Here is an 18,507-nt window from a genome sequence, read left to right as displayed (position 1 = left end):
GCATCGATGGTGCAGGTTATTTCCGTACGATGTTTTCGGTTATGTTTCCGATGGCAAAGCCTAGTATTATTATTGTTGTTTTATTTAATTTCTTATTATTCTGGAATGAGTATATTTTAGCATTAACGTTAATGCCAGGAGATAATAAAACTTTACCGGTTGGATTATTGAACTTGATGGCAGCTGAACGTGCGGCAGTTAACTATGGCCCGATGTATGCTGGCATGGTAATCGCGATGTTACCAACAATTATTTTATATATCACTGTACAAAAAAGATTAACACAAGGAATGACTGTTGGAGGTCTGAAAGGATAGGTGTTTAACGATGACAAAACAAAAGGGAAGAGTGACGTTACCTAGTCAACAAAACTTTTTAGAAGAGACGAAAGAGCTATTAGAATTATGGGGAGCAGATGCTTTAAGAGATAGCGATGGAACGAAATTGGACGATGAAATCAAACAGTTAGATGCGAAGATCTATACGACTTATTTTGTTGCTCGTAGTCATAATGCATTTGCAGAAAAGCATAAAGAAGAAGTGCAGCAGTTATACCTAATGTCTCAATATAATACTGCAACAAGTTCAGAGCTAGAAATTTCATTTTTAGATGGATATTTTAAAGATCAGGTTGAACCAGATTACTATCACGATGTGAAAAAGTGGTGGGAAGTCATTGATCGTACTACTGGTAAAGTGATCGATCCTGCTAATTGGGAAGCAAATCAAGAAAAAAATACAGTAGTTATTAAAAAGATCGAGCCTTGGCATGAATATACGGTTTCGTTTTTAGCGTATATGATTTGGGATCCTACACAAATGTATAACCATATTACAAATGACTGGGGTGACAAGCCTCACGAAATTCCGTTTGATGTAAGACAGCCAAACTCAAATCAATTTGTTAAAGATTATTTAAAGACTTGGTTGACAGAAAACCCTGATACGGATGTCGTTCGTTTTACGACTTTCTTCTATCACTTTACGTTAGTGTTTAATCAATTAGCAGAAGAAAAGTTTGTTGATTGGTTTGGGTATGGTGCAAGTGTATCTGTTGCAGCGTTAGAAGCATTCGAGAAGGAAAAGGGATATCGTTTAAGACCAGAAGATATCGTGGATCAAGGTTATTACAATTCGACATTCAGAGTGCCAACACAAGCATATTTAGATTACATCGACTTCATTCAAGCATTTGTAGCGAAAGAAGTAAAAGAGTTGGTGCAGTTAACGCATGATAGCGGTAAAGAAGCGATGATGTTCCTAGGTGACAACTGGATTGGAACAGAACCTTATGGGAAATACTTCAAAGATACTGGAATGGATGCTGTTGTAGGTAGTGTTGGTGACGGAACAACTTTACGACTTATCTCAGATATAGAGGGTGTGAAATACACAGAAGGAAGATTCCTTCCATATTTCTTCCCAGATACTTTCTATGAAGGAAATAATCCAGTAATTGAAGCAAATGAAAATTGGCTTACTGCGAGAAGAGCGCTGATGCGTAAACCGTTGGATCGTATCGGTTACGGAGGATATTTAAGCCTAGCATATAAGTTTCCTGCATTTGTTGACTATGTAAAAGACTTAACAGATGAATTCCGTGAAATATATGACAACATTAAAGGAGTAACAGCCTATTCAGGATTGAAAGTAGCGATTTTGAATGCTTGGGGTAAGTTAAGAACATGGCAAACACATATGGTAGCTCACGGAAAATGGTATAAGCAAGCTTACACGTATCAAGGAATTTTAGAATCATTAAGTGGTTCAGCGGTTGATGTATCATTCATTAGTTTTGATGATGTGATTGAAAATGGTATAGCTGATGATATTGATGTCATTATTAATGCAGGTGATGCTGGAACTTCATTCTCTGGTGGCGAGCGATGGAAAGAAGAAAAACTAACTGCAACGATTCGAGCGTGGGTAAGTGCTGGCGGTGGATTTATCGGTATTGGAGAACCAACTGCATGTCATCATCAAGGGCGCTTCTTTCAGCTTGCAAACGTTCTAGGTGTAGATAAGGAACTTGGATTTAGTCTATCCACAAATAAGTATTTTACTGAAGCAGTTGACTCACACTTCATTACAGAAGATATGACAACGTTTAACTATGGTGAGGATATGAAAAACGTTTATGCCTTAAATGGTGATACAGAAATTATTGATTATACAGGCGGAGAAATTCATCTTTCGGCTTCTTCATTTGGTCAAGGGAGAGGGGTATATATTGCTGGACTTCCATATAGTCATGAAAATACACGCTTGTTAATGCGAGCAATGTACTACGCTGCTAATAAAGAAGAAGAATTAAACAAATGGTTTGCCACAAATGTTCATTGTGAAGTACATGCCTATCCTGAAATAAATAAATATGCTGTTATCAATAATTCAATGGAAAAGCAAACGACGACAATTTATGATGGCGTAGGTAAACAATATGAGCTAACACTAAAACCTAGTCAAATTATTTGGGAGGAATACAACAATGAAGGATAAAATAATGGCAATTGCAAAAGTTATCTTTTTTATCTTTTGTCTGTTTCTAGTTATTTATGGGCAAAGAACAGTAGGTAAATTTGAATTGTTTCTACAACTAGTTGGCTTATCCGGTTTGTTATTCTTACTTTGGAACTACAATAGAAAATTTGTTTAAAATACTAAATTTAATATTCAGATAAACAGATAGATATATGGGAAGGCGAGGGATGTTGATTGAAATATGCGATTGGGATTGATATTGGTGGAACAAAAATAGCATCCGGAATTGTTAATGAAAAAGGTGATTTGATTCAGAGTGAAGTAGTAAAAAGTGATCCTTCTAGTAGAGAGAAAATGTTTGAAAAAGTAGTCAGCTGTGTAAATCAATTATTAAATCATTGTAGCATTCCGAAGCAAGAGATATATGGAATAGGTGTAGGTGTTCCAGGGAAAGTAGATATCGAAAATGGCATTGCGGTATTTCAGAACAACCTTCCTTGGACGAACTTTCCATTAGTCGACCGATTAAAAGAAGCTTTAAGCATTGAGAATATAGTAATAGATAATGACGTGTATATGGCTGCTTATGCGGAATGGGCAGAAGCAAAAGTGAAGGAAGAGCATTTATTTGCTTATATTACGATAAGTACAGGCATTTCTTCTTCTTTCATTAAAGGAGGGAAATTCATTAGAGGAGCCGGTTTTGCTGGAGAGTTAGGATTAATTCCAACGTATGCTCCAGGACATGATAAGTCAATTGAACGATTAGAACAACTTGCTGCAGGGCCAGCATTACAGCAGAAAGCTAGAAAAGTTTTCAATGATGAATCACTCATGCCGAAAGACATTTTCGCTAAATATGAAAATGGAAATGGAGTAGCAAGAGACCTAATTGACGATATGGTTACTTCATTTGCACATGGTATTTATATGATCAATAGCTTATTAGACCCACATAAAATCGTCTTAGGTGGAAGTATTGCTACGAAAAACCCGGCGTTACTAAGCATGATTAAGCAAAAATTAGAGACGTATCTTATTGACGAGCAAAAACACATATTAGATGAGATATGCATTAGTCATCTAGGTAGTGACCAAGGGATAATCGGTGCGGGTTTAAGACCATTCCAAATGAACATTGAAAACAATCTAGGCTGACAGATTTACAAAAGTGCAAGCTATACAGCTTTGTTAAGGTGGTGTTGAAATGAGTATTTTAGTCTTAGGCGGTGCAGGTTACATCGGTTCACATGCTGTTCACCAATTAATCGATGCAGGTGAACAGGTAGTTATAGTAGATAACTTAGAAACTGGTCACAAGGAAGCCCTACATCCGAAGGCAACTTTTTATCAAGGTGATATTAGAAAAATCGATTTTCTTAGATCGGTATTTCAAAAAGAATCAATCGAATCTGTTATTCACTTTGCAGCGAATTCACTCGTTGGTGAATCTGTAGAGAAGCCACTTAAATATTTTGATAATAATGTTTATGGAACGCAAGTCTTATTGCAAGTGATGGCAGAACAAAATGTCAAGCAGATTGTATTTTCTTCAACGGCTGCAGTTTATGGAGAACCGAAAGTAGTACCGATACAAGAAAGTGAACAAACCAAACCATTAAATCCATACGGTGAAACAAAATTAACAATGGAAAAGATGTGTCATTGGGCAAGTCAAGCACATGGAATCAAGTATGTTTCTTTACGTTATTTTAATGTAGCTGGAGCAAGAGAATCTGGCGAAATTGGTGAGGATCATCGGCCGGAGACGCATTTAATTCCAATTATTCTTGAAGCTGCACTTGAAAAACGTTCACATGTTACTATTTTTGGGGATGATTATCATACACCAGATGGAACTTGTATACGAGATTATGTACATGTAGTAGACCTTATTGATGCACACTTGCTTGCTTTACAGTATTTAAGAGATGGCGGTGATAGCGATGTGTTTAACATTGGAAGCAATCAAGGCTTCTCTGTAAAAGAAATGATTCATGCAGCTAGAGAGGTTACTGGAAAAGAAATCATAGCGAAGAACGGTGAGCGTAGAATTGGTGACCCAAGTACATTAGTCGCTAGTTCTACAAAGGCAAAAGAAGTGCTTGGGTGGAATCCTACAAAAACAAATGCGAGGAAAATACTAGAAGATGCTTGGAGATGGCATGTAGCTCATCCTTATGGCTACGATAAAGAAGGGATAAAAGAATGATTCATGGTCTTATTACAAACTTAATTAATGAAGGGTTAGACTTGGACTTAGTCGAAGAAACAGATGTCAATTACGTTAGGAATAAGATTATTGGTTTATTAGGAATAGAGCATGTAGAGCGAACCAATTCAACTACGAAAGATACTATTCCAATGATTCTTGAAAAAATAATTGATTACGCGGTAGACAACCAGGTGATTGAAAACAATCTAGATGAGAAAGAAATATTATCAGCAACGATTATGGATTGTTTTATTCCAAGACCGTCAGTTGTTAATCAAACATTTTATGAAAAATATAAAGCGTCACCTGAAATAGCAACGAATTACTTCTATCAGTTAAGTAAGAATAGTAATTACATCAAAACTGAACGAATCAAGAAAAACATTTCTTTTAAAACAGATTCTGATTATGGTGAATTAGAAATTACAATCAATTTATCGAAACCTGAAAAAGATCCAGAGCAAATTAAAAGAGAACGTTTAGTGAAAAAAGATGCATCGAGTTATCCAAAATGTGTGCTATGTAAAGAAAATGAAGGCTATCTCGGAAGAACTGGTTATCCAGCACGATCGAATCATAGATTAATTAAAATCGATCTGTTAGGTGAAGGATGGAGCTTACAATATTCACCATATGTTTATTATAATGAACACTGCATTTTATTATCTGATCAGCATCGTCCAATGAAAATTAATCGTGATGTTTTTCAAAGGATATTGACTTTTACAGAGAAGTTTCCACATTATTTTGTGGGATCGAATGCTGATTTACCTATTGTAGGTGGTTCAATTCTCAGTCATGACCACTATCAAGGTGGTAATTATAACTTTCCAATGACGGTGGCAGAGAATGAATTTACATTTGAATTAAAGCAGTTTTTGAATGTGCAAGCAGCTGTCCTAAAGTGGCCAGCTTCTGTAATAAGGCTTCAAGGAGATAATATAGAAGAATTGGTAGATGCGGCTGAGCATGTACGGAAAACATGGGGCAATTACACTAATGAATCAGAAAATATTATTTCACATAGTGGAGAAGAGCCTCATAACACGATAACACCGATAGCAAGAAATAAAGGAGATATCTTTGAGTTAGACTTAGTGCTGAGAAACAATCGCACAACTAGTGACTATCCTTTTGGTATTTTTCATCCACATGAAGATGTGCATCATATTAAAAAGGAAAACATTGGTCTAATTGAAGTGATGGGACTCGCTGTCTTACCGCCAAGATTAGTAGAAGAACTTGATAGCGTAAAAAAATACATGCTAGGACAAACTGAAGCTGTTAAAGCCGATCACCAAGTATGGGCAGATGTACTGAAGTCTAAATATAGTCATGTATCGGATGATACTGAAATTGAAAAAATAATACAGCAAGAATTAGGTGTTAAGTTTGTAAGGATTTTAGAGGATATTGGCGTATTTAAGACTCAAGCTGCCTTTTCAGTTTTTATTAATGAAGTAAATATGCACGAATAATAACAAAATATATAAGACCATGTTCAAAATTGAGAAGGAGGATTTTTAATGTTTAACCTTACAGATGAAAGACTAGAACAAATGAAAGCGGTTCATACAGCGACGGAAATACACCATCAACCAGAAGTGTGGCAAGAATTATTTGACCAGTTTACAGAAAATAAAGCATCATATCAGCAGTTTATTGAAAAAATATACGCAAAGCATGACTATGTACGCGTGATTTTCACTGGTGCAGGTACATCTGCATTTGTAGGTGACACGTTAGCACCTGAATTACGCAGACAAAATAACTCGAATGTTCAGTTTGAGTCTATTCCAACAACAGATATTGTTTCCAATCCTACGAATTATTTTTCTGAAAACAAACCAACCATACTTGTGTCTTTTGCTAGATCAGGTAATAGCCCTGAGAGTGTTGCCGCTGTAAGTTTAGGTGAGCAAATTATTAAAGATTTTTATCAGGTTGTTATCACTTGTAACAATGAAGGAAAGTTAGCCAAGAATGCAAAAAAAGACGAAAACAGTCTTGTTCTTCTAACCCCAGCGAAAGCGCATGATAAAGGCTTTGCGATGACTAGTAGTTTTTCAAGTATGTTATTAACTGCTTATTACTTATTCTCTAATCAAGGCATTTCTAAAAATGAGATCGAATCACTCACAGCTAATGCGAAACATTGCTTAGATAATTGTGCTACTATTATTGATCAAATCTTAGACATTGATTTCGAAAGAATTGTTTATTTAGGTTCAGGTTTATTAGGTCAGCTTGCACATGAAGCTGCTCTTAAATTATTAGAGCTTTCTGCTGGTAAGGTAGTTGCACTTCATGAATCTTCTTTAGGGTTTAGACATGGTCCAAAGTCGATATTGAACGATAAGTCTATTGTGATGTTGTTTATTTCTCAAGACCCTTATACAAGAAAATATGACTTAGATATTTTAAGAGAACTACATGCAGACGGTGTGAAAGTTGTAACATTAACTACAACTAATGATAAAGAAGTAGAAGAACTTGCGGAGTGGACAGTAAATGTTATTGATCATGAAGATAAGCTGAGCGATTTCTATCATTCATTGCTTTACATTATTTTTGCTCAAGCATTTGCGCTGAAAAAATCAATTCAATTAGGTATTACACCAGATAACCCAAGTCCAGATGGGAAAGTGAATCGTGTGGTACAAGGAGTTACGATCTATCCATTCGAGAAATAATAATTAGCCTGTAAAATTCAATAATTAGGATGAGTATGAAATGAATTATTATATTTTAGCAGATAGATTTTTATTAGAAGGTGGAGAGAAGATTGGTGGTTATCTAAAAATCGAAAATGGAAAATTTGGTGACTTTGCTAACACCATTCCTGAGGGAAGTGACGTACAAGATTGGAGTGGATATACAATCGCTCCAGGCTTATTCGATACACATATCCACGGGGTAAATGGTCACGATATTATGGATGGAACGGTTGAAGCAGTTCACTCCATATCAGCGTCTATATTAGATCAAGGGGTAACCCGTTTTTTACCGACGACATTAACTTCTTCCTCTTCGGATATTGAACAAGCAATTAAAGCTATTACAGTCGCTACTGAACAAGGGTTACCTGGGGCACAATCTGAAGGGATTTTTTTAGAGGGACCGTATTTTACAGAGAAGCATAAAGGGGCACAAAATCCAGATTACTTTAAAAAACCTAATTTAGATGAGTTTAACGCATGGCAGAAGCTAGCGAAAGATTCAATTGTTAAAATTGCACTTGCCCCAGAAAGAGGACATACGATGTCATTTATTAAAGACGTAACAGCAACTGGTGTTCAAGTGAGTATTGCTCATACAGATGCTAGTTATGATTGTTGTATGGAAGCTGTATCTAATGGTGCGAATAACTATGTGCACTTATTTAATGGCATGTCCGGTCTCCATCATCGAGAACCAGGTGTTGTGGGAGCGGCACTCACTGATCAGAGTGTATTTGCTGAATTAATTTGTGATGGTCATCATGTCCATCCTGATATTGCAACACTAGCTTATGAAATTAAAAAAGAGAAGCTTATTTTAATTACTGACTGTATGCGAGCAGGGTTGATGCCTGATGGTGACTATCAACTAGGTGATTTTAAAGTATTTATGAAAGATGGCATAGCAAAAACTGTGTTTGGTTCCTTAGCTGGAAGCACACTACAATTAATCAATGGTGTGAAGAATCTTCAACAATGGAGTGGTAAACCATTATATGAAATTTGGCATAAAGGGTCACTTTCACCTGCTCACAGTCTAGGAATAAGTAATAAAATCGGTAGTATTTCAAAAGGGAAAGTTGCGGATTATGTTGTGTTAAATGAATTCGTTGACATTCAAGCCACAGCAGTAGAAGGAGACATTAAATTTAAAAAATAATAGCTGAACATCAATGGTTATTATTAGGAGGTAATCAGATGGGGTACGTACAAAACACGAAAAAAATGTTAAATAAAGCTAGAAAAGAAGGGTATGCAGTACCTGCGTTCAACATTCATAATTTAGAGACGATAAAAACAGTTGTAGAAGCTGCTGTTGAAATGCGATCTCCGGTAATTTTGGCTGCAACTCCTGGGACAATGAATTATTCGGGTAGAGCATACATTCAAGCAATTGTGGAAGTTGCAGCAAAAGAAAATGATGTACCAATAGCAATACATTTAGATCATCATGATACATTTGACTCTATTGAAGCATCACTTAAACTTGGCACAAAGTCTGTTATGATTGATGGTTCTCATCACACCTTTGAAAAAAACATTGAAGTTACAAAACAGGTTGTAGATGAAGCGCACAAATACGGTGCAACAGTTGAAGGTGAGTTAGGTAAATTAGTTGGACAAGAAGATGATTTAGTAGTTGAAGCAGAGGATGCAGCTTACACAGATCCTGATACGGTTGTTGAATTTGTTGAGAAAACAGGTGTAGACTCATTAGCGGTGGCTATCGGGACAGGCCATGGTTTGTATGAAACAGAACCTAATTTAGACTTTGAACGCTTAGAAAAAATCAGTAATTTAGTAGATGTTCCGATTGTATTACATGGTGCATCAGGTATCTCTAAAGAAGATGTGCAAAAATCAATCGAATTAGGCTGTGCAAAAGTAAATATTTCTACTGAACTAAAAATTCCTTTCTCTAAAGGTTTGCGGGAGTATTTAGAAAATAACCCAAATGAAACTGATCCAAGAAAATATATGAAATTGGCAAAAGATTATATGAAAAAAGCAGTAATTGAAAAAATCTTAATTTGTAAAAGTGACGGGAAAGCATAACAAACAGTAGCTATGGAGTGGGAGATTCCCCACTCCACTTATTTTTGTTAAAATGGATGGATCTTTTGAATACATTTGCCAATATGAAGCAATTTAATACAAGGAGGTAACAAAAATGATCTTGACTGTAACATTAAATCCAGCTGTAGATATTAGTTATAGTTTAAATGAATTTAATCTGGATACAGTGAATCGAGTAAACCAAGTTGCTAAAACTGCTGGTGGAAAAGGTATCAATGTGAGCAGAGTGTTGAGACAGCTTGATGAGAAAGTAATGGCAACAGGCTATTTAGGTGGTGCTTTAGGAGAATTTATTAGTAATAAAATAACAAACATGGGCATTGAAAATAAATTTGTAACCATTGATCAAGAGACGAGGAACTGTATTGCCATCTTGCATGACGGGCAACAGACAGAAATCTTAGAGAGTGGTCCCGTTATTCATGAACAGGAAGTAAACAAATTTTTAGCTGTATTTGAAGAATATGTACAAGCAGCAGATGTTGTTACAATTTCAGGAAGTTTACCAAAAGGTCTTAACTATGACTTTTATTTAGAGCTAATGTCAAAAGCTGAAAAACATAATACACCAGTATTGTTAGATACCAATGGGAAGATACTTCAGCAAATGTTAGCAGATGGAGCGAAACCATTCTTGATTAAACCTAACCAAGAAGAATTAGCTGAAATTGTGAATGAAGAAGTAGTGAATAGACACCAGATTATCGATTTATTACGTTCTGATATGTTTAAACCTATACCTTGGGTCGTTACGACACTCGGCGCTGATGGTGCGGTTATTAAAAAAGATCAAGCGCTATATTATGCTGAAATTCCAAAGATAGACACTGTTAATCCAGTCGGTTCTGGTGATTCAGTAGTTGCTGGATTTGCCGCTGGTTTGCGTCGTAATTTAGAAACAGAAGCAAGGATTAAATTTGGCCTTAGTATGGGGGTGTTAAACGCTATGGAAGAAAAAACAGGTTCGATTAACCCTGATCATATTCATTTGATCATGAGTCAGATTACACTAGAAAAAATGCAATAAAAAACAGGACGTTTATCTATTTCGAAGTAAGAAATTAGACAAACGTTTTTACATGAATGGTCGCAAATGTAATAAACAACAGATTAAAAATTATCAAATGAAAGTAAAGTTATTAACTATAAAAATGTCGTAGTATATTGGCAAATAGGCTAATGCCATTCGCCCTTCATGTTTTATCGCTTATCATATGAGGTATACGTTAAAATAGGTATTACTTGAGTCAAGCAAATTAACTGAAGAAAGGGTGGCTATAGTGAACGTATTAGTTGTAGGAGCCAATGGACAAATAGGAAAACAACTTGTTGCTAAAATTCAACATAGGAATGGCTTACAGGCAAAAGCGATGATACGAAAACAAGAACAGTCTAGTTATTTTAAGGAGCTAGGTGCTGAGCCTATTATTGTGGACTTAGAAGATGATGTGAAAGCAATAGAAAGAGCAGTTCACGGTGTTGATGCAGTTGTCTTTACTGCAGGATCTGGACCGAATACAGGAAAAGATAAAACCATTTTAATTGATTTGGATGGTGCAGTTAAAACAATAGAAGCTACTAAACTAGCTGGTGTAAAACGTTTTGTAATGGTAAGCTCATTTGATACAACACGTGAAGCGATTCAAGCATCATCACCTTCTTTTTCTCCTTATGTAGTTGCCAAGCATTATGCTGATGAGTGGTTGAAGCGAACCGAGCTTGCATATACGATTATACATCCTGGGCGTCTAACGAATGATATAGGAGTAGGTCGAGTAGAAATAGGTGAAAAAGTAGAGCGTGGTGAAATTCCGAGAGAAGATGTGGCGGAGGTTATTTTGCAATCATTACAAAATAAAAAAACAATCGGTAAGGAATTTCAAATAGTAACTGGTAGTCAACCTATTAATGAAGCCATTGACTCATTGTGAGTGTGAAGCATGTAAAACGTGTTTAAACACGAATATTTTTCTCATCCATCTTATCTAACTATGATGGATGAGATTTTTTATGGTCTTTGAAAACGCCTGGCTATGCCGGGGGTTCCATAGAGCTTCCAGCGTGGGGACAAAAAAGCCTCTCTTCATGATAAGAGAAGGTTGGTTTCCCGACCACCAAATCTCATCAAAGAAGGAGGCATGTCCAATGCAGGACAAGAATAGTTTAGCACATACACAGTGGAGATGTAAGTATCATATCGTTTTTGCTCGAAAATATAGAAGGCAAATTATCTATGGAAAATATAAAAAAAGTATTGGAGAAATCGTAAGAGATCTTTGTGAAAGAAAAGGCGTTGAGATACACGAGGCAAATGCATGTAAAGTTCACATTCATATGTTAGTAAGTATCCCACCAAAACTAAGTGTATCTCAGTTTATGGGATATCTAAAAGGAAAAAGTAGTTTAATGATTTTTGATCGTCACGCTAATTTAAAGTATAGATATGGTAACCGGAAATTCTGGTGTAGAGGCTACTTTGTAGATACAGTGGGCAGAAACAAAAATCAAATTCAAGAATATATTAGGAATCAGCTTAAAGAGGACTACGTAAGCGATCAATTAACTTTATTTGAAGAGTTTGATCCTTTCACTGGAGAGAAGAATAAAAAAGAAAAGATAAGAGATTCTTTAGAATCAGTGAGTGAGTGTGGTGCAAAAGGGAAACCCATTCAGCGGGCCTTTAAGGCCGAGGCCGGTAACAAAGGCTTCCAGCCGCAGAGCAAACCACCAGTTCACACTGGTGGTTTTGATTAAGTACTTATTTAGATGTTCCTAAGGGTATAGATAATCCCAAAACAAGGTTACCAAGAACAAATGGTAAATGGGAAGGAGAACCTGGTAATGGGAAATGGTATTCTGATAAACCTGAAATTAAAAAAATAACGAATGGCGAAGGTGTAGAATTTATTAATGGTAGACCTAACTTTTCACCTTGGTCAGAGGGTGATATAGTATTTGAGAAAGGAAAAGTAACAGGTACACCAGATGACTTTTCATTAGTGTATGAAAAAACACAGCACCAATATAATTTGCCATCAAAAAAAGCTGCAAAGAAATTATTAAAACAAGCGGATGTTACACCACACCATAAGTCAAGTACAGTAATAGAATTAATACCAACTGATTTGCATGGAAATATTCCGCATATTGGTTCGGCATCAGATTTACGAGGAGGGTATTAAAAAGTGGAACAATTTAAAAAAAAGTTAGAAACAATAATTGATTTCGATGTAAAAGAGATTAATAATAGTTGGAATGAAGACCATATAAAAAATCTAGAAAGAAAATATAATATAAAATTTCCTCAAGATTATTCATTTTATCTGCAACATTATGGTAATGATTATATCAAGGAAGATTATCACTTTATTCCTCCAGAAGGTTTATCAAATAAAATTAAGCTAACACAATTTGAAATAGACTCATTTTATGGATTATATAACAATGAAAATAATATTGAGGACAAGATAAACTTTTATAAAGATTTATTACCAGCTGATTTAATTCCTATTGCAGATTTACCAGGAGGAGATTTAGTTTGCATTGGAATAAAAGATGACACACAAAAAAAAATTTATATTTGGTTTCACGATATGGATGGAGAAAATATATTTTTAGTATCTGACTCTTTCAAAAGTTTTATAATGAACTTTAAAAGAATAAATGTCGAAGGAAATAATTTAGAAAATGTTACTTTAAATATGAGTGATAAGTTAAATGCATTTCTAACTAATGCATCTAAAAAATGAAATGATGATAAGTTGCTTAAGTATTATATCCAGAAACCTTGATATGTTTTATGCCTCTCAGGTTTCTTTTTGGTGGGGCTACCTAGTGCCGAATAAACCGCATTTTACCTACAAAAAAGAGATAACCCATATAAGCCCTCTATGATGTGTTTACAAATTTTTAGTACGTACAACACCTTAAAAATATATCCCATATTTAATGAATTTTACTTCGTGTAAATAACATAAAAATCATCAAATACCACCATTCTCATCCCCAAATACTTTACCTTCGCTTTCTTCTTGCCTTTTAAATTTTTTCGCAACTTTGACGTACATAGAACGATTACTAGTACAAGAGGACTACTCCACCTCGATTAACTCCTGAATGTGGATGTCTAACACTTTGCATATCGTTTCTAATGTGGAGAGATAAACCCTCTCCACATTGTCTGAACAAAGATGGCTAATCGTATTAGGACGCATCCCTGTCATTCTTGCCAACTCACGCTGTGAAAGGTCACGTTCCTTAAGGATTTCCTTTAGTTTGATTGATATTGGTATGGTAATTCCCTTCCTCTTCTTCATGTTACTTTTACGATACCACAATAAATTTGTATCGGTAAAGGAGTTTGTTGTATCGCTAAAGACGTATGCAATAAATTTATGTTGAATATAGCGTCTAAGCGTTACGTTAATTAGAATTTTTGTAACGGGAGGGTGAAAAACTTGAATGTTGTTGGGTATATACGAGTCTTGACTCATGGCAAGAAAGAATTGGATATAGCTTGAAATATCAAGAAAATGAAATTAAAGTATACCGTATAGAAAAAGACTCGAATTTGATGCGTATTTTTAGTGATGAAGGAATTAGTGGAATATTTGTTTGCTAGTGTTACGTCATTCGATATGTATAAAACAACGAAAAGCTTACAAGTCATAAAAAACACTGAATATGGTATGTATGGATTAGTTTCCGCTAATGGCTTTTCTGAGTATTTAACTGGAAAAGATATCTTAGGAAATGCGCTCACTACGAGTCAACGGCAAGCAAGCTTATCACTCGGTTTAGCAGGGATTCTTCCTACGGCGATAGAACTGACACCTGCATTGAAGGGTGTTACCAAAGATATCACTAAAAAAGCACATGAACGCGTCGTTCGAAACACGCAATCGGCAAGAGCCTTCGTCGATCATTGGTTTAACGGACTTGTTTCACAAACGGATGTTGCGATGGCAGGAGGCCCACGCTTACCTATCAACGCGATGCGTGATACTCACGTACAACAAGAGATACATACGAGCTTTGCGAAAGTTACTAAGGGTATAGATAATACTGTTAATGATTATATTGATGATATAATTGTGAATGGGAATGTTGATGTAACTAAGATGAATAAGCTTAAGAATGCTGTTCAGAATAATACTTTTAGTGTAGAAGAGTTATCTGAGCTTAGAAAACAGATGTCTGAATTAGGCATTAGTAAAGAATATGATGAAGCATTAATTAAAATGGATTTTGGTAAGTATCTCAGAGGATTAATAGGTGATCCACCTACAGCTATGATCGATCCACATGCACATCATATATTATTTAAAAAGGGGTTAGGTGAGGCTCAGCAAAAACTCGTTCTAGAAGGTCAAGAAATATTAAGAAAACATGGAGTTAACCCATTAATTGGTAAAGAAAATCTAGTTTGGGCACAAAATAGAGTCGCAGGACAACATAGTATTACAGCTCTAGAAAATGTTGTTAATCAGTTGAAAGTAGTTGATGCGGCAGGTGCGGATTTAGATGATATTATTGAAATACTAGAAGACCTTGGAAAATAAGCTACTTCTAGGAAATAGAGGTGAAAGGAGAATTTATTATGGATAAGACTCAATATGCTAAAGATATTAGAAGTGCCATAAAAAAAGGGCAAACGGATACTGTAAAAGATTTACTTGAAAAAGAACCAGACATGTTAACATGGATGACACCTTTTGGTACATGGTTACATGTAGCTTCAGCACATGGACATTTAGCGATAGTAGAATATCTTATTAATGCTGGAATAGATGTTAATGCACAAGGTGGAACTTTTTCTACAAATGCTCTTGAACGAGCGACTGCAAAAGGACAATTAGATATTGCTAAATATTTAATTAGTAAGAATGTGGAATTTGATATTAGTGAACCAGATAGAAATCCTCTATTTGCTGCAATATATGGTGGACATTTGGAGATTATTAAATTGTTAGTTGAGAGTAATATTGATATATCTATAAAATACTCTGGTGAAACCATGAAAGATATGTATGCCTATGCATTTGCCGTAGAAAGAGGACAAACCGAAATTGCTGAATATTTAAAGCAAGAAATGAACGGAAATGAATAATAAAGAGTTACTTTAAAAGAGTCTGAAATCAAGTAATTTATAGTCTCACTTTACTAAGTTAATTAACAAACTATATAGCACTTGTTTGTCTTTTAGGCAGCAAGTGCTGTTTTTATAAATTTGTGTACTTTAGTCAACATGAAAAAGACAGTATGAAATTCATAACTCATGATGGTTGTACCATCAAGGAGTTTCGGGAGGGGATCGATCCAGTTACGGGAGAAAAATTAACTGCCACGCAACAAGCAGCTGCCGCCGCCATGTTAGCAGCTGGCTTGATTCCTGTCTTCGGGTGGGTAGGTAAAGGTGGCGTAGCTATATATAAAACAACAAAAGCGGTTAATGCCACGACAGCGGTATTCGACATGTATAAAACAACGAAAAGCTTACAAGTCATAAAAAACACCGAATATGGTATGTATGGATTAGTTTCCGCTAATGGCTTTTCTGAGTATTTAACTGGAAAAGATATCTTAGGCAATGAGCTCACTACGAGTCAACGGCAAGCAAGCTTATCACTCGGTTTAGCAGGGATGCTTCCTACGGCGATAGAACTGACACCTGCATCTAAGGGTGTTACCAAAGATATCACTAAAAAAGCACATGAACGCGTCGTTCGAAACACGCAATCGGCAAGAGCCTTCGTCGATCATTGGTTTAACGGACTTGTTTCACAAACGGATGTTGCGATGGCAGGAGGCCCACGCTTACCCATCAACGCGATGCGTGATACTCACGTACAACAAGAGATACATACGAGCTTTGCGAAAGTTACTAAGGGTACGGTTAATGTATATAAATACTGGAATAAGACAACAGAATTTAATAATGTGAAAGTCTATCAAAGAGATGATATTATAGACCCAAGTATGGTAGATGCAAGGGGAAGAACTAATCTTGATAGAATGAAAAAAGGATTGGCTCCACTTGGTCCAGATGGGAAGTCAATTAATTTTCACCACACAACACAGAGAAATACAAGCTCAATAGCAGAAGTCACACAGATATTTCATAAGGAAAACAGTTCGGTAATCCATATCAACCCTAATACTATACCTTCTGGTATAAACAGAACAGAATTTAATAAGAGGAGAACTGATTATTGGAAGAATAGAGCTAATGATTTTTAATATGAGAATGGAGGATTAAAATGAGTGTTGAAACTTATCAAAAAGCAAAGCTAATTATTAATGACAATGAAGATTTGGCTGACTTTATTGGAGGGCGGTCAAATGAATTAATAAAATTTGCTGAAGAAAAGTTAGGTGTAAAATTTATTGGGCTGTATTTAGATTATTTACAAAATTTTGGAGTAGGAAATTTCGGTGCTCAAGAAATTTATGGGATAATTAATGATGATTTTGAAAATTCTTCTGTTCCTGATGCAATTTGGTACACATTAACGGAAAGAAAAGAAATTAATCTACCTAATAACCTTCTTGTTATTTATGATACTGGGAGCGATGAACTTTTTTGTTTAGATTTTAATCAACTTGATGAAAAAGGAGAACCAAAGGTAGTATCTTTTGTGCCTGGTATTGATTTGGAAAGTCAAAGTTATGAAGTAATTGCTAATGATTTTGGTGATTTTTTATTAGATTTAGTTATGCAAGAAGTATAGCATGGAATTTGAACCTTGATTGGCTAATTGCCTTTCAAGGTTTTTACTTTAATGCTTATATTAAATCAGGTTATATTTAAGTGAGATAATAAGAAAATGCTTTCTTTGAGAATCGATAGCTCATGATGGTTGTACCATCAAGGAGTATCATGTTAATACTTGGTTTAGCGGACGTGAACGATAATTAGGCGAGATGACAATTTAAATGGTAGGGGTGGTTATGACATGGAATGGCTAAGAAACTAACGAGAATGACAAAGGTCGTGGCGATAAACAATAGGGTAAGCTAAAAACGTGTTCGTACTCTTCATGGGCTTTAAAATTTTAATTTCCAAATGCGTGGTCTAACTCCACCGTCTTTAGACGGTATCCGCTTTTAGCCTTCTCTTTTGATGTCCATACTGAGGGGTACGAGGTGAAGAAAAGTATGGACGGATATAAGAAGAATAGTCACGCAGTCTACGATATCAAGTACCATGTTATCTGGGTAACGAAATATAGATATAAGGTGTTAAGCGGTCAAATTGCATATAAAACCAGAAAGTTAATTAGACAAGGTTGTGAAGCAAGAGGGATAACAATCTTGCAAGGAAGTGTTGGAAAAGATCATATTCATTTATTGATATCGTGCCGACCAAGTCTTGCCCCAAGTAAAATAATGCAATATCTAATTTGTACATTCTTATCTAATCACTTTTGTACATTTCTAAACTATCATTTATAATTTGCACACTAGAATGACAAAGCTCGCCATGCTAAACGTAGTAACATACAGTCAACACAAGGTAGGTAAAAAATGAAGGGAAATAAGGAATTTTAGAGTGGGACAAAAAGAACAATTGTTTATTTGAAATTCATAACTCATGAAGGTTATACCATCAAGGCATTATGTTTAATACTTGGTTTGTGAAAATAATAAGATAAATAGGCGAGATGAAATTTTACAAGGTAGGAGGACTTGTGACAGGGCATAGGCAATAAACAAACGAGATCGTACAAGCACGTGGCGATAACAATGGGAAACGTGTAAGACTGTTTCTTGTACTGCTTTGGATTATAAATTTTGGGTTGTATTTTTGCTAGAGACGGTCGTATAATACTCGCTATTCGTTTAAAAAGTGTTACATAAATTTTAATTTTCGTAACGGGAGGATGAAAAATTTGAACGTTGTTGGGTATATACAAGTCTCCACTAAAGGGCAGGAAACAGATGGATATAGCTTGAAATATTAAGAAAATGAAATTAAAGTATACTGTAAAGAACAAGACTAGAACTTGATACATA

General features: G+C 35.4%; 19 protein-coding genes and 1 pseudogene. 19 read left to right on the top strand and 1 reads right to left on the bottom strand.

Annotated features, from left to right (window positions below; all coding sequences use genetic code 11):
* The 14 genes and pseudogenes from ACH6CY_RS14620 to ACH6CY_RS14555 form a co-directional block, all read left to right on the top strand.
* On the top strand, window positions 1-317 hold a 317-nt coding region (locus ACH6CY_RS14620), incomplete at its 5' end, for an ABC transporter permease subunit (RefSeq protein ID WP_374068054.1).
* 10 nt (window positions 318-327) lie between these two features.
* On the top strand, window positions 328-2,499 hold the full coding sequence (gene gnpA, locus ACH6CY_RS14615; protein ID WP_374068053.1) for a 1,3-beta-galactosyl-N-acetylhexosamine phosphorylase: 2,172 nt from the start codon (window positions 328-330) through the stop codon (window positions 2,497-2,499).
* Complete coding sequence (locus ACH6CY_RS14610) at window positions 2,489-2,656, top strand: DUF6903 family protein (RefSeq protein ID WP_374068052.1); 168 nt, start codon at window positions 2,489-2,491, stop codon at window positions 2,654-2,656. Before gnpA ends, ACH6CY_RS14610 begins: the two co-directional genes overlap by 11 nt.
* Window positions 2,657-2,715: 59 nt before the next feature.
* Complete coding sequence (locus ACH6CY_RS14605; RefSeq protein ID WP_374068051.1) at window positions 2,716-3,639, top strand: ROK family protein; 924 nt, start codon at window positions 2,716-2,718, stop codon at window positions 3,637-3,639.
* Window positions 3,640-3,688: 49 nt separating this feature from the next.
* Window positions 3,689-4,693, top strand: coding sequence for a UDP-glucose 4-epimerase GalE (gene galE / locus ACH6CY_RS14600; protein ID WP_374068050.1), 1,005 nt, complete (start codon window positions 3,689-3,691; stop codon window positions 4,691-4,693).
* Window positions 4,690-6,174 (top strand): UDP-glucose--hexose-1-phosphate uridylyltransferase, encoded by a 1,485-nt coding sequence (galT, locus tag ACH6CY_RS14595; RefSeq protein ID WP_374068049.1) that lies wholly within the window; start codon window positions 4,690-4,692, stop codon window positions 6,172-6,174. The genes galE and galT overlap by 4 nt, the downstream gene beginning before the upstream one ends.
* Window positions 6,175-6,222: 48 nt before the next feature.
* Window positions 6,223-7,389, top strand: coding sequence for an SIS domain-containing protein (locus ACH6CY_RS14590; RefSeq protein ID WP_374068048.1), 1,167 nt, complete (start codon window positions 6,223-6,225; stop codon window positions 7,387-7,389).
* Window positions 7,390-7,429: 40 nt separating this feature from the next.
* A complete protein-coding gene (gene nagA, locus ACH6CY_RS14585) occupies window positions 7,430-8,575 on the top strand; it encodes an N-acetylglucosamine-6-phosphate deacetylase (protein WP_374068047.1) in 1,146 nt (381 codons plus the stop codon).
* A 38-nt stretch (window positions 8,576-8,613) separates the two neighbouring features.
* Complete coding sequence (gatY, locus tag ACH6CY_RS14580; RefSeq protein WP_374068046.1) at window positions 8,614-9,471, top strand: tagatose-bisphosphate aldolase subunit GatY; 858 nt, start codon at window positions 8,614-8,616, stop codon at window positions 9,469-9,471.
* Window positions 9,472-9,586: 115 nt separating this feature from the next.
* A complete protein-coding gene (gene pfkB / locus ACH6CY_RS14575; protein WP_374068044.1) occupies window positions 9,587-10,519 on the top strand; it encodes a 1-phosphofructokinase in 933 nt (310 codons plus the stop codon).
* A gap of 253 nt (window positions 10,520-10,772) precedes the next feature.
* The gene (locus ACH6CY_RS14570) at window positions 10,773-11,423 is read left to right on the top strand and encodes an SDR family oxidoreductase (protein WP_374068043.1); all 651 of its coding nucleotides are present in this window, start codon (window positions 10,773-10,775) and stop codon (window positions 11,421-11,423) included.
* A 214-nt stretch (window positions 11,424-11,637) separates the two neighbouring features.
* Window positions 11,638-12,105 (top strand): annotated as a pseudogene (gene tnpA / locus ACH6CY_RS14565) (IS200/IS605 family transposase); the annotation flags it as partial.
* Window positions 12,106-12,491: 386 nt separating this feature from the next.
* Entirely contained in the window at window positions 12,492-12,674 is a 183-nt protein-coding gene (locus tag ACH6CY_RS14560; protein ID WP_374068042.1) for an HNH endonuclease family protein, read from the top strand.
* Between the two features lie 3 nt (window positions 12,675-12,677).
* Window positions 12,678-13,241 carry an SMI1/KNR4 family protein gene (locus ACH6CY_RS14555; protein WP_374068041.1) on the top strand — a complete coding sequence of 188 codons (564 nt, stop codon included), beginning with the start codon at window positions 12,678-12,680 and terminating at the stop codon, window positions 13,239-13,241.
* Between the two features lie 342 nt (window positions 13,242-13,583).
* Here ACH6CY_RS14555 and ACH6CY_RS14550 read toward each other — a convergent pair whose 3' ends face one another.
* Window positions 13,584-13,784 (bottom strand): helix-turn-helix domain-containing protein, encoded by a 201-nt coding sequence (locus tag ACH6CY_RS14550; RefSeq protein WP_374068055.1) that lies wholly within the window; start codon window positions 13,782-13,784, stop codon window positions 13,584-13,586.
* A 297-nt stretch (window positions 13,785-14,081) separates the two neighbouring features.
* Here ACH6CY_RS14550 and ACH6CY_RS14545 point away from each other — a divergent pair, with 297 nt between their 5' ends.
* The 5 genes from ACH6CY_RS14545 (at window position 14,082) to tnpA (ACH6CY_RS14525) (ending at window position 17,946) form a co-directional block, all read left to right on the top strand.
* Window positions 14,082-15,053: a hypothetical protein gene (locus ACH6CY_RS14545; protein WP_374068040.1), complete on the top strand. Its 972-nt coding sequence runs from the start codon at window positions 14,082-14,084 to the stop codon at window positions 15,051-15,053.
* A 38-nt stretch (window positions 15,054-15,091) separates the two neighbouring features.
* On the top strand, window positions 15,092-15,601 hold the full coding sequence (locus ACH6CY_RS14540; protein WP_374068039.1) for an ankyrin repeat domain-containing protein: 510 nt from the start codon (window positions 15,092-15,094) through the stop codon (window positions 15,599-15,601).
* 152 nt (window positions 15,602-15,753) lie between these two features.
* A complete protein-coding gene (locus tag ACH6CY_RS14535; protein ID WP_374068038.1) occupies window positions 15,754-16,731 on the top strand; it encodes an HNH/ENDO VII family nuclease in 978 nt (325 codons plus the stop codon).
* Window positions 16,732-16,751: 20 nt separating this feature from the next.
* A complete protein-coding gene (locus tag ACH6CY_RS14530; protein WP_374068037.1) occupies window positions 16,752-17,222 on the top strand; it encodes an SMI1/KNR4 family protein in 471 nt (156 codons plus the stop codon).
* 415 nt (window positions 17,223-17,637) lie between these two features.
* Complete coding sequence (gene tnpA / locus ACH6CY_RS14525; RefSeq protein ID WP_374068036.1) at window positions 17,638-17,946, top strand: IS200/IS605 family transposase; 309 nt, start codon at window positions 17,638-17,640, stop codon at window positions 17,944-17,946.
* Window positions 17,947-18,507: the final 561 nt, after the last annotated feature.

The organism is Paraliobacillus sp. JSM ZJ581 (assembly GCF_044383835.1).
Taxonomy (GTDB): Bacteria; Bacillota; Bacilli; order Bacillales; family Amphibacillaceae; genus Paraliobacillus.
Note: the sequence above shows the minus strand (reverse complement) of the source record. Positions and strands in the feature narration are given on the sequence as shown.

Coding starts and splice junctions, on each gene's coding strand:
- ACH6CY_RS14545 (WP_374068040.1), top strand. CDS start 14,082: ATGAAGGAATTAGTGGAATATTTGTTTGCTAGTGTTACGTCATTCGAT.
- galT (WP_374068049.1), top strand. CDS start 4,690: ATGATTCATGGTCTTATTACAAACTTAATTAATGAAGGGTTAGACTTG.
- ACH6CY_RS14610 (WP_374068052.1), top strand. CDS start 2,489: ATGAAGGATAAAATAATGGCAATTGCAAAAGTTATCTTTTTTATCTTT.
- pfkB (WP_374068044.1), top strand. CDS start 9,587: ATGATCTTGACTGTAACATTAAATCCAGCTGTAGATATTAGTTATAGT.
- galE (WP_374068050.1), top strand. CDS start 3,689: ATGAGTATTTTAGTCTTAGGCGGTGCAGGTTACATCGGTTCACATGCT.
- nagA (WP_374068047.1), top strand. CDS start 7,430: ATGAATTATTATATTTTAGCAGATAGATTTTTATTAGAAGGTGGAGAG.
- gatY (WP_374068046.1), top strand. CDS start 8,614: ATGGGGTACGTACAAAACACGAAAAAAATGTTAAATAAAGCTAGAAAA.
- ACH6CY_RS14530 (WP_374068037.1), top strand. CDS start 16,752: ATGAGTGTTGAAACTTATCAAAAAGCAAAGCTAATTATTAATGACAAT.
- ACH6CY_RS14535 (WP_374068038.1), top strand. CDS start 15,754: ATGAAATTCATAACTCATGATGGTTGTACCATCAAGGAGTTTCGGGAG.
- gnpA (WP_374068053.1), top strand. CDS start 328: ATGACAAAACAAAAGGGAAGAGTGACGTTACCTAGTCAACAAAACTTT.
- ACH6CY_RS14540 (WP_374068039.1), top strand. CDS start 15,092: ATGGATAAGACTCAATATGCTAAAGATATTAGAAGTGCCATAAAAAAA.
- ACH6CY_RS14590 (WP_374068048.1), top strand. CDS start 6,223: ATGTTTAACCTTACAGATGAAAGACTAGAACAAATGAAAGCGGTTCAT.